8 protein-coding genes are annotated in these 11,678 nt (G+C 60.6%); 1 reads left to right on the forward strand and 7 read right to left on the reverse strand.

Features of this window, described 5'->3' with window-relative positions; translation table 11 throughout:
- Positions 1-4 precede the first annotated feature (4 nt).
- From algG to yaaA, 7 genes are all read right to left on the reverse strand, one after another.
- Positions 5-1,576 carry a mannuronan 5-epimerase AlgG gene (gene algG / locus KJY40_RS05920; protein ID WP_230735572.1) on the reverse strand — a complete coding sequence of 524 codons (1,572 nt, stop codon included), beginning with the start codon at positions 1,574-1,576 and terminating at the stop codon, positions 5-7.
- A 26-nt stretch (positions 1,577-1,602) separates the two neighbouring features.
- Positions 1,603-3,090, reverse strand: coding sequence for an alginate export family protein (locus KJY40_RS05925; protein ID WP_007957309.1), 1,488 nt, complete (start codon positions 3,088-3,090; stop codon positions 1,603-1,605).
- Entirely contained in the window at positions 3,087-4,592 is a 1,506-nt protein-coding gene (gene algK, locus KJY40_RS05930; RefSeq protein WP_321576986.1) for an alginate biosynthesis TPR repeat lipoprotein AlgK, read from the reverse strand. The genes KJY40_RS05925 and algK overlap by 4 nt, the downstream gene beginning before the upstream one ends.
- A gap of 15 nt (positions 4,593-4,607) precedes the next feature.
- Entirely contained in the window at positions 4,608-5,777 is a 1,170-nt protein-coding gene (locus tag KJY40_RS05935) for an alginate biosynthesis protein Alg44 (protein WP_127796984.1), read from the reverse strand.
- Between the two features lie 36 nt (positions 5,778-5,813).
- Positions 5,814-7,295: a mannuronan synthase gene (gene alg8 / locus KJY40_RS05940; protein WP_176247718.1), complete on the reverse strand. Its 1,482-nt coding sequence runs from the start codon at positions 7,293-7,295 to the stop codon at positions 5,814-5,816.
- An 83-nt stretch (positions 7,296-7,378) separates the two neighbouring features.
- Positions 7,379-8,695, reverse strand: a complete 1,317-nt coding sequence (locus KJY40_RS05945) for a nucleotide sugar dehydrogenase (protein WP_230735577.1) — start codon at positions 8,693-8,695, stop codon at positions 7,379-7,381.
- A gap of 811 nt (positions 8,696-9,506) precedes the next feature.
- On the reverse strand, positions 9,507-10,286 hold the full coding sequence (yaaA, locus tag KJY40_RS05950; protein ID WP_064382456.1) for a peroxide stress protein YaaA: 780 nt from the start codon (positions 10,284-10,286) through the stop codon (positions 9,507-9,509).
- A 138-nt stretch (positions 10,287-10,424) separates the two neighbouring features.
- Here yaaA and KJY40_RS05955 point away from each other — a divergent pair, with 138 nt between their 5' ends.
- Positions 10,425-11,549, forward strand: a complete 1,125-nt coding sequence (locus KJY40_RS05955) for a polysaccharide deacetylase family protein (RefSeq protein WP_230735579.1) — start codon at positions 10,425-10,427, stop codon at positions 11,547-11,549.
- Positions 11,550-11,678 lie beyond the last annotated feature (129 nt).

Here is an 11,678-nt window from a genome sequence, read left to right on the forward strand (position 1 = left end):
GTCCTCAGTCCCGCAGTTCGGTCTGGCGTTCGACAGGGTCGATCAGCACGGCTTTCTGCTGGCGCACCAGCAGGTCGAGAATTTCATCCTGGCGCTCGCCGAGGATGCCGTTGAAGCTGATGCCGCTGGATTTGGTCGGCGCCAGCATCGACACGCGATACAGCTCGACACTCAGGGGCGAATCGATCGACAGCGGGCCGCTGCCGTTGGCCGCCAGTTCACCGCCGACCACGATCAGCGAGACCTGGGCGTCGAACGGGTCGAGCTTGATGTCACGGTCGGTGTCGGTCAGGTCCTTGATGTGCCCGTAGACGCCGGTCAGGCCGTTGGCCATGGCGACGTTTTCGTAGAGGCGGATGTTCACGCTGTTACGAATGCGGATGCCGTGGCGCTTGTTGCTGATGACCTTGTTGCCCCACAGCAGGTTGTCGGCGGACTCGTAGAGGGTGATGCCGTCGGTGTGGTTCTTGTAGATCTCGTTGTAGGCAATGATGTTGTTGACGCTGTTACGGTCGATCACCAGCCCCGAGAGGTGGTTGTCGTAGCTTTTGTTGTTGAAGATGAAGCTGTCGTTGACCTCACGGGAAATGATGATCCCGTGCTTCTTCTTCGTGCCGTACACCGTGTTCTCGGCAATGATCAGACCGTGGGAACGGTCGTGGGGGTCGATGCCGTAGACGATGTTGTCCTTGTAGGTGTTGCCCTTGACCACGAAGTCGCGGGTCTCGTAGCAGTAGAAGCCGTACCACATGTCCGAGAACTCGGAGCCGACGATCCAGCCGGTCGGCTCGGGACGCTTGAGCACCTTGGCCATGTTCGGCGTGTACTGGGAAATACTCACGCCGTAGGACTTACTGTTGGCGTAGCCGAAGCTGGCCATCTTGCTGTTGACGATGTAGGTCTCGGTGCCGCCCCAGGCCAGCAGGAACGGGCGGAATTCCTTCGGCGAACGGAAGGTCGCCGGGCCGTTGTCTTTCTCGCGCCAGCCGGTGACCTTGGTGTCACGCACGAACAACTGGCCGTCGTTGACCAGGAACGAACCGGCCTCCTGGGACAGGCGCAACTCCTGGGTCTGACCGTCGATTTCGAGGATGCCTTTGCGGCCCACGACGATCGGCAATTTGGCCAGATACACGCCCGGCGAGGTTTCGCTGAAGTACTGCTTGGGCAGCTTCTGCGCCAGCTCCTTCAGGTTCATGTAGCCGTCGTCGACGAAGATCGCCTGCGGGATGCCGTGCTGGCGCACTACCCATTCGGCCATCTTGTTGTCGCCGCCGATGAAGTCCTTCAGGGCGTCTTCCTGCATCATCCGGCGCACGCTGATCTTGCCCGGTTTGCTGCGCACGATTTTCGCGGCGGCGGCTTCGGCGGTGTAGCCGGAGAGGTCGGGCAATTTCGGCTTGGCCAGTTCCAGCGCTTCGGTCGGCGCGCTGCTGACGGTGTAGGTCTTGGCCTGTTGCAGCTCCTTCGCGGTGGTCACAGGCTTGGCCGGTTCCACGTTCGCGAAGGCGCCAGCCGAGGCCAGCAGCATCGCGCCGGCCAGCAGGCTGAGTGAGCCTTTGCGGGCACTGTTCATGTCGGGCACTCCCTTGGCGGTCAGCATCAGAAGCGCCAGATCACGTCGATGAACGCGCGGTGCATGTACGAATCGACCTGGCTGCCATAGGCATCACCCGGTTTGAACACGCCGCCACGGAAACGCACCAGCGCCGAAGGCTCGTCGATCGACTGGCTCAACGCCGCCGGCAGCAAGCCTTGCTTGAAGTACTTGGTGACCACCAGATCCATTTCCTGGCCCAGATCCTTGTTGCCGTCCTGCAGTGGCAAGGAAGTGCTGGAGAGGATCGCGCCGGTGACGTCGTCGGTGTTGTTTTCCACGGCGTTGATGCCGTTGCTGCCCACCGGCTTGTTGCCGTCCACGCGCCAGAACTTGTGGTAGATCAGGCTGGCGTCGTACTGGTCGTTGAGCATCCACGAACCGAACAGGGTGGCGGTCTGCATGTTGTTCATTTCGCCACGGAACGCCTCGCCGAAACGGTGAACGCGCGAGCGAGTACCGGTGTAGTTCGAGCGGTTGCTTTCCAGGCCGTTCTGTTCGTAATCGGCGCTGGCACGGGCATACGCCGCACCGACCTGCCATTGCGGATCGAGGCGCAGACGCACACCGATGTCGGTGGCCCAGCCGTCGACGTTGTCGCTGCGCTTGGCCTGGGCCGGGCGGGTGCCGTCGGCGTTGAGGGCGTTGACCGTGTCGCGGTCGCCGCTCATGCCGGTGATGCTGCCCCAGTAGTTGACGGTGTTGGTGTTGCGCCAGTTGTAGGCGTCGCTGTCAGCGGTCAGGCCGAGCCAGCTGATGTCGCCGTTTTCTTTCTTGTCCAGCGAATCGCCGGCCACTCCTGGCTCCGGATAGTCGAGCTTACCGTCGTCGTGGGTGTGGTGGCCGCGAATGCCGACCCAGTTACCCGGTGTCCACTGGTAAGCGGCATCGGCGTAGGCGTGCAGGCGATCCTTGTCTTTCGGTGCCAGTTCTTTCAGGTCGGTGCGGTATTCGCTGAAGCGTTCGGCAACACCGGCGTTGGCGCGCAGCAGGGTGGTGTCGAAGGTCCAGTTCAGCGCTTCGATGTTGGTGTCGCGCCACTGGCCGTCGTCGTTGCGCAGGCGCTGGCGACCGAACTTGAGGATCTCGCCGGGGTAGGGCGTCAGGCCGCTGTAGCCGACCCAGAACTCGCGCATCGCCAGGTAGTTTTTCTTGGTCTTGCGGTCGCCGTTGTCGGTGGTCTGGGTGCCGTCGCTGTCGGACTGCTGCAGGGTGTCGGTCTCGATGATGTCGGTCGAGGTCACAGCCTGGCCCATGGCGTAGGCGCTCCACGCGCCGCTTTCGCCGTAGACCCACGGACGCAGGTCGAGGCCGACGCCGTTGACGTCGCCGCCGCTGGCGGTGCCGAGGTCGCGGTCGTCTTCGGACTGGCCGGTGATTTTCACTTCGAGGCCGAAGTTCTTCGATTCAGTCATCGCGGCCAGGGTCGGGCAAGACCAGATCAGCGCGAACGTGAGGCCAATGCCGGCCTTCACAAAGGGATTCAATTTCATAATTTTTCCTCGCCGTCTTCTTCTTGCAGGGCGTGCAGTTGCAGCGTGTTCTGGCTCAGGGCGCCACGGGTCGCCTGTTCCTGTTGCAGCAGGCGCTGGGCTTCGGCCAGGCGCTCGGGCGGCAGTTGCGCGGCGAGGGTGGTCGCCAGCTCATCGGCTTGCGGCGTGTTTTGCGCCTTGGCCAACTGGCTGAACACGTAGGCGTTGAGCGGGTCGGGCCTGGTGCCCTTGCCTTGGGAAAACAGCTGGGCGATGGCGAAGTCGGCGCTGTTCTGGCCGTTGCGCGCAGCGGTCAGCAGATGGTCGAGGGCCTTCTGCGGATAGACCTTGCCCAGGTAGCCACGGCGGTAGATCTGGCCGAGGTAGTAATCGGCGGCGACTTCGCGGCCGACGGCTTTCTGGAAATGTTCCTCGGCGACTTTCGCGTCGGCCGGGACCAGTTTGCCTTCGTAGTAGAGCTTGCCCAGCAACAGTTCGGCGCGCGGCTGGTCGGCGGCGCGGCCGTTGTCCAGGTACTTCATCATCTGGTCGGTGTCGCCCAGTTCCGGGAAGTCATACAGCAGTTGTGCGAGGGTGACCCACGACGCCGGGTAGCCCGGAGCGATCGGTTCGAGCAGCGACTGCGCGGTTTTTTCGTCGGTCTTGCCCAGGGTCGAATCGGCCAGCACACGGGCCACCGAATCCACCCGCTGAGCACTGACGGTGCCGCGGCTGTAACCGGCCTGCAGTTGCTTGATCAGCTCGGCCTGTTGCTCCGGCGCGCCACGTTTCTGATAGACCGTGGCCAGCTCGACGTAGCAGATGTCGGTGGTGTTGAGCGCGGCCTTGCAGATTTTTTCCACGTCATTCAGATGCTGGTCGTAAGTGCCCTGGGTGCGATACAGCAGCACCTGGGCGAGACCGGCTTCCGGATAACCGGATTTGCGCCACTGGTCGATCTGCTGCTGGGCGTTGATGTTCGGGAAGCTGTGCGGGTATTGCAGGTACAGCATCGCGAGCGGGATCAGCGTGTTGCCTTCGCCACTGGCGGCGGCTTTCTTCAGCAGGCTTTCGGCCTCCTGATGCTCGGCCTCGGTGGAACCGGGCTTGGCCACCAGCAAGCGGCCGAGTCGGGCCTGGGCACGCGGCGAAACACTGGCGGCGGCGCGGTAGGTGGCTTCGGCCTGTTTCATTTGTTCCGGGTCGCGGCTGTCGACCTGAATATCGGCGAGGCCCACCTGGGCTTCGCTGTAACCCAGATCGGCCAGCGCACGGTAGTTCTGCGCGGCGGTCGCGGTGTCACCGCGCTTGAGCGCTTCGTTGGCCAGACGCTGGTCGGGCAGGCCGGCGCAACCGGCCAGACTCACTGCCAATGCAACTGCACACAGAGGACCCATGTGGGAGCGGGCTTGCTCGCGAAGGCGGTGTGTCAGCCCACACTGATTTTGAATGTTGAACCGCATTCGCGAGCAAGCCCGCTCCCACAAGGGCTGCGGCGTGTTCAAAGGAGTAGGAATCGTCACAGGCATGTCCTCGACTTAAAGACCGGCAGCCATGGCTTTGTCGATCAGCCAGTTCAGGTTCGGACCACGGTCGCTGTTGACTTCCACCGGGCGGCCGGCGAAGCGGCTGTCCAGCGGCTCGTCAGGCTGGATCTGCACACGGATGTCGGAGGACAGGTCGGCACTTTTCAGGCTGGTGCTGCTGACGATCTTGCCGGTGCGGGTCTTGTCTTCGCCGGCGATCTGGAAGCTCACCGGGGTGCCCGGACGCACGTCGCCGAACTGGCGATAGGAGAAGCGCGCATCGACGGTGGCCTGGGTGTTGCGCGGCACCAGCGAGAAGATCACATCACCTTTGCTCGCGTATTGACCGTCAGCCACCAGTTGCTGGGCCACGGTGCAATCGCATGGCGAGGTCAGGGTGCCGGTCATTTGCTTGCCGAACAGTTCTTCAACCTTGGCCGGGGACAGTTGATCTTCTTCCAGATGACCTTTGAGTACGTCGAGCATGCTGGTGCTGAACGTCGCCAGCGGTGCGCCCTTGGCGGCAACACCGTCGGATTTCACCAGGCTCTGCACGGTGCCGTCGCGCGGCATGGTGATGTTCATCCCCGGCACGCTGACCAGACCGGCCTGGGCATGGCTGACGAAGTACATGCTGTACACCGATTTGAAAATGAACCCCGCCGCCACCAGGCCGACAGCGAAGACACCGGCGCTGAAGGTCACGGCTTTCAGGCGACCGAACGGGGTCATGCCGTGGCCGCCGTCCTTGACCTTGCGCGCCTTGGTGAAGTTGTCGCGCTGCAGGGTCGCCAGCACTTCGCCGATGCTGACGATGTCGCCGGCCAGGTGCGAAGTGATCAGGTGGCGCAGGGTCGAAATGTCCTGCGGTTCGAGGTTCTGGAACTGGCAACCGGCGCGGCCGGTCTGGCGGTCGAAGGAACGCACCTGCAGCTCCACGTCCATGGCCAGGCCGAGGTTGTCGATGACGAATTGCAGACGCGCCTTGTACACCTCGCCGACGGTCAGCGGCAGTTGACCGGCATTGAACGCCAGGCCACCGGCAGACAGGTCGATGACCCGCGCATCGACGGGCGTCCGGTCAGGGCCGAAGAACCGCAGCTTGGCCGGGATTTTGACCCGGGCGTGCTGACGCTGGGCTTCGGATTCATGCACTACGTTGACGTTGACGGCGGTATTCATAGGGGCGATTTCCTTGTTAATTCAAGAGGGGGCGGGTCAGACCATCATCAGCAGCACGGCGACGAAAATGCTGCCGGCGGAGAAGGTCATGGTCCGAGACGACCAGGTGTTGAACCAACGTTGAAAGCTGGCGAGATCACGGGTCAGGGAAGTGGGTTGTCGGGTCCAGGATTGTTGGTCGAGGCGGAAGAACACGTAGATCTTCACCAGCGCGCCGACGATCTGGTTGTAATAGAGAATCGCCGGGTAAGCCGGACCGATCCGGTGGCCCGAGCAGGACAGCAGTAGCGTCAGAATCAGCCGGGTGATGCCGATCCACAGCAGGTAAACCAGGATGAACGCGGTGCCGTACTTGAAGCTGGCGATGATTGCCACGGTCAGGCCGAGCAGCGAAGTCCACATCGATACGCGCTGGTCGAACAGCACCACCGAGGTGAAGGCGCCGAGACGTTTTACACCCAGGCCCAGCGCTCGGGAGTTCTGCCGCAGGTTGTTGCCGTACCAACGGAACATCAGTTTGCGGCTGGCCTTGATGAAGCTCTTTTCCGGCGGGTGTTCAACGGTGTTGATCGCCGCATCCGGCACGTAAAAGGTGTCGTAGCCCAGACGCATCAGGCTGAACCAGCTCGACTTGTCGTCGCCGGTGAGGAACTTGAAACGGCCCAGACGCCAGTGTTGCAGCGAGTCGCTTTCAACGTCGGCGATGAATTCCGGGTTGGTGACCACGGTGGCGCGGAACACCGACATGCGCCCGGTCATGGTCAGCACGCGTTTGGACAGGGCCATCGAGCACATGTTGATGTGGCGTTGGGCGAAACGCAGCTTGTGCCACTCGCTCATGATGTAGCCGCCGCGTACTTCGCAGAACTCGTTGGTGGTCAGGCCGCCGACGTTGCCGAACATCTGGAACCACGGCACGGTTTTGCGCACTACGCCTTCGCCGAGCACGGTGTCGCCGTCGATCACGGCTACCACGGCGCGGTCGTCCGGCAGGTGACGGGAGATCGCGCGGAAACCGAACGCCAGGCCATCGCGCTTGCCGGTGCCGGGGATGCGCACGAAGTCGAGCTTCACCCGGTCTGGCGGATTCATCCGCGCCCACAGCGCCTTGACCAGCAGCTCATCGGACATTTCGACGATGGAGCAGACCACGGTGGTCGGCAGTTCGCAGTCGATGGCTTCGCGGATCACCGAGCTGTAGACCTGCGCGGTGGTCAACGCGTCGATGCGGAAGCTGGTGACCATCAGAAACACATGGGACGGGTCCGCCGCCTTACCCAGCTTGCGAACCTTGCGGCGCAGGTGCGGGTAGACGATGTAGAGAAAAATCATGCCGCGTACAAAGTGCGTGGCACCCATCGAATAGCGCCAGATACCCACGGCGCCAATCAGGAAAATGAAGTCCTTCGACTCGGAGTCGAATGTGGACGTGGGCAGCATCAGGGCCAGGCCCATCAGCAGGCTCAGAAACAAAAGCCAGCCGGCGGATTGCAGAAAAAAATGTTTGAGCTTGGACATGACCGTCATCCGAAGGTGATGGGGGCTTCAAGCCGCCCGCCGATTCACGGCGTGCGGCCTGAAGCTCGAGGCTTGCTGCTGCGTTACCAGCAGATCCCTTCGGTGCGGCTACCGGCGCTGGTGGCCTTGGACATGAAGCCCACCAGGTCGATCACCTGCTTGCCCTGCGGCGCTTCTTCGGCGAGGGCGCGGAACTTCTCGTCGCGGTTGCCGAGGATGATCACGTCGGAGTTGTCGATCACCGAATCGAAGTCCGCGTTGAGCAGGGACGACACATGCGGGATCTTCGACTCGATGTAGTCCTTGTTCGCGCCGTGGACACGGGCGTACTGGACGTTGCTGTCGTAGATGCTCAGGTCGTAACCCTTGCCGATCAGCATCTCGGCCAGTTCCACCAGTGGGCTCTCGCGCAGGTCGTCGGTGCCGGCCTTGAAGCTCAGGCCGAGCAGGGCGACTTTGCGTTTGTCGTGGCTTTCAACGATGTCGAAGGCGTTCTGCACTTGCGATTCGTTGCTGCGCATCAGCGAGTTGAGCAGCGGCGCTTCGACGTCCAGGGAACCGGCGCGGTAGGTCAGGGCGCGCACGTCTTTGGGCAGGCACGAACCGCCGAAAGCGAAGCCCGGGCGCATGTAGTACTGGGAAAGGTTGAGGGTTTTGTCCTGGCAGACCACGTCCATCACTTCGCGACCATCGACGCCCACCGCTTTGGCGATGTTGCCGATCTCGTTGGCGAAGGTCACTTTGGTCGCGTGCCAGACGTTGCAGGTGTACTTGATCATCTCGGCGACGGCGATGTCCTTGCGGATGATCGGTGCGTCGAGTTCTTCGTACAGCGATTGCAGAACGTCGCCCGACGCCTTGTCGAACTCGCCGATGACGGTCATCGGTGGCAGGTCGTAGTCGGCGATCGCGGTGGATTCACGCAGGAACTCAGGGTTCACGGCGACACCGAAATCAACGCCGGCTTTCTTGCCGGAGCAGTCTTCGAGGATCGGGATGACAACGTTTGCCACGGTACCCGGCAGAACGGTGCTGCGCACGACGATGGTGTGACGGGTGGACTTTTCACGCAGGACAAAACCGATCTCGCGGCACACCGCTTCGATGTAGTTCAGTTCCAGGTCGCCGTTCTTCTTGCTCGGCGTGCCGACGCAGATCATTGACAGGTCGGTGTCGCGAATCGCTTCGGCGAAGTTGGTCGTGCCGCGCAGACGACCGGTCTGGATACCTTGTGCCAGCAACTCGCCCAGGCCCGGTTCGACAATGGGAGATTTGCCAGCGTTGATCATGTCGATCTTGTCTTTGGCAACATCGACGCCAACCACGTCATGGCCCCGTGCAGACAGGCAACCGGCACATACTGCGCCAACGTAACCCAAACCAAATATGCTGATGCGCATCGCAATTACCTCTGTATATATCAGGCCTTAGAGGGCCGGAGTTAATGGTGTTCAGCGTTCATTAGTGCACTCGAAAGTGTGACTTGCAGGCGTCACAATGCCGTGTGCAGGCATACTTAAGTTCCGAGTGTCTAAATAAGTGCACTCAAGATGTGCGTAACCAGGCCTTGTTGTTATGACGTGCCCTGTTATGCAGCCGATCTTCTTTGGAGAAGACTCTTGTGCAATCGTCTTGCGCGCTCGATGTCAGGATTAAAGTCCAGTAAATCAAGCGGTTGGGTGCTCAGGCGAGCACGTTTATAAGGGCGTGGCCATGGCCTTTGTAGGGGATATTAATGGTGCGTATCTCCTGTCCATCGTCTGATTTGAGACTAGTTAGTCATCTAGGCAAGTTGCTGTGACAACTTGGTTACATGGCTATCTGCTCCGCGTAAGTTATCTCGTACAAACTCGGCGAGAATCGTTACCGGTGGTATGAGCTATGCATTCGGACGAAGTTCCTGTCCGCTCATCGTGAAATCTGAAATTTCTTGAAATATTGTCGGAGATGGCACCAGTATCAATTTGATAGCAATTTCGTTTTCGACCTTTAATAACAGGCGAAAAATCACGTTAGATAGTTTTGTGCCACTACGGTGAAAAAATTTAGGTGCCACTACTGAAAAAAATGATCAGTGTCGAGTGAAACTAATCTTAGAAAAGACGGGGAGGTTTTTCTGGCGCCAGTAAAATGGCGAAATATGGCGAGGGTTTTTTGACATCGTGCGAGCTGCACGACTCTTCATATAAAGAGTCGTGCATTAGGCATGCTTTATTCGGGGGCGTGATCGCGTAGAAACACCAGATTATCCGGTTTCGATTGCTCGGCGCTGTAGCGATAACCCTGCACATCGAACTGCTTGAGCAGGGCTGGATCGTTGATTTTTTCCTGGATCACGAAGCGGCTCATCAGGCCCCGGGCTTTTTTGGCGTAGAAACTGATGATCTTGTACTGGCCGTTCTTCAGGTCCTTGAACTCGGTATTGATGATCCGCGCGTTCAGGGCCGTGCGTTTGACCGCCGAGAAGTATTCGTTGGACGCCAGATTCAGCAGCACGTCGTCGCCCTGATCGGCCAGCGCTTCGTTCAGCCATTCGCTGATGCGCGTGCCCCAGAAGGCGTACAAGTCCTTGCCACGGGCGTTGGCCAGTTTGGTGCCCATTTCCAGGCGATACGGCTGCATCAGGTCGAGCGGACGCAGCAAGCCGTAAAGGCCGGAGAGCATGCGCAGGTGCTGTTGCGCGTAATCGAAATCGGCTTCGCTGAAGCTCTGGGCGTCGAGTCCGGTGTAGACGTCGCCCTTGAAGGCCAGCAATGCCTGTTTGGCGTTTTCCGGGGTGAACGCCGGTGTCCAGCTGCCGAAACGCGCGGCGTTGAGGCCGCCGATCTTGTCGGACACGTGCATCAGTTCGCTGATCTGCGCCGGGCTCAGTTCGCGCAGTTGCTGGATCAGTTCCTGGGAGTGGTCGAGGTATTGCGGCTGGGTGAAACGCTGGGTCGCCGGCGGTGTTTCGTAATCGAGGGTCTTGGCGGGGGAAATCACCATCAGCATGAAGTCGTCTCCTTTAATCGTGGGGGCGATTCTAGGGGGTTGGGGCGGATGACTCCAGCTATCGCGTCCATAGGTGATCGGCGGTTTACCAGCCGGATCGGCTATAGTGCGGCGCGGGTTTTGTTATGGAGACACCCTTTGCGCATTGTTCTTTTTTTCACCGCGTGGCTGTTGAGCGTCGGTGCCGTTGCGGCGCCGGGCGATATCGCGACGCTGGATCGCAGCACATGGCCGGAAAAACTCGACAATCCGACCCTGTTCGACGTCGCCTCGCGGGCGGAAATCCTGATGTTCGCCCGCGGCCTGCTCGGCACCGAAGCGCTGGATGAAGCGGCGCTGGCCCAGCGTCTGGGGCTGCGCACGGTCAATCTGGACGCAATCAACAGCCTGCGCGAGCGCCTGTGGCAGCGTCTGCTGGCCAACTACAACTTTGCCCAGCAAAGCTGCGATCAGGACGCCTCGTTCTGCTTCCTCGTCGAAGACCTGCCGACCCTGCGCGAGCAGGCCGCCAAATTCGTGGTCAGCGACGAAAGTTATTACACCAGGTGGGCCGAACCGAGCCGGGTCTTCCATCTTCAATACCTGGATGAGCTGATGCGCAAGGCTGCGCTGTCGCCGCAGACCAGCAGCGAACTCGATCATTTCGGCGACTACGAGCGCAACGGCGACGACATGCACGATCGCCTGTTTCTGCTGAGTTTCGACAGCGCTGCCAACCTGCAACCGGACAACACCGACTGGCTCACCGAGTACCTGCGCAAGTCGAACCTGAGCGGCACCTTCTTCATGTTGGGCAAGGATGTTCAGGCGCGGCTGGCCGACCGTTCCGTCAGCAGTCTGCAAGCGGCGTTTTCGCAGCAGTGCGTCGGCGTGCAGGGCTGGGAGTTCCGTTCCCACAGCCACTGGCAGGATTGGCAGGATTCGGTGCGGCGCAGTGCCGATCTGGTCCGCAACAAGCTTCCGGAAAACTACGTGCCGCTGTTCCGTCCGCCGGAAGGGCAACGTCGAAGTGATGCCCGTAGCTTCTTCAACAGTCAGGGCCTGCAAGTGGCGCTGTGGGACATCGATGCCCAGGACGGTGCCGGCAAACTCAAGGGCAATCCGAGTGCGCAGCGGGTGCTGACCTTGATGCTGTTGTGGCGTCATGGGGTGATCAATTTCAACATGAAACAGGATGCGGTGAAGACCGCGTTGCCGTGGCTGATCACGCAAACCGCGCAAAGCGGTATCGGCTGGGAAGACTGTCAGGACGCGTTCCGCTGAAAAAGCGGCAAGAGCCCGGAAACATTGGGCTTGAGGTGAATTTTTTGCAGAATTCGATGCAGGCGGACTTCCGACTCTAACGGGGGCAGGGCAGTCCGCCAAGGGCTTTTCGTCACTTTGCAAAATAAA

Origin of the sequence: Pseudomonas fitomaticsae, from assembly GCF_021018765.1 — a bacterium.
Taxonomy (GTDB): Bacteria; Pseudomonadota; Gammaproteobacteria; order Pseudomonadales; family Pseudomonadaceae; genus Aquipseudomonas; species Aquipseudomonas fitomaticsae.

Coding starts and splice junctions, on each gene's coding strand:
- algG (WP_230735572.1), bottom strand. CDS start 1,576: ATGAACAGTGCCCGCAAAGGCTCACTCAGCCTGCTGGCCGGCGCGATG.
- KJY40_RS05925 (WP_007957309.1), bottom strand. CDS start 3,090: ATGAAATTGAATCCCTTTGTGAAGGCCGGCATTGGCCTCACGTTCGCG.
- KJY40_RS05935 (WP_127796984.1), bottom strand. CDS start 5,777: ATGAATACCGCCGTCAACGTCAACGTAGTGCATGAATCCGAAGCCCAG.
- alg8 (WP_176247718.1), bottom strand. CDS start 7,295: ATGTCCAAGCTCAAACATTTTTTTCTGCAATCCGCCGGCTGGCTTTTG.
- KJY40_RS05945 (WP_230735577.1), bottom strand. CDS start 8,695: ATGCGCATCAGCATATTTGGTTTGGGTTACGTTGGCGCAGTATGTGCC.
- yaaA (WP_064382456.1), bottom strand. CDS start 10,286: ATGCTGATGGTGATTTCCCCCGCCAAGACCCTCGATTACGAAACACCG.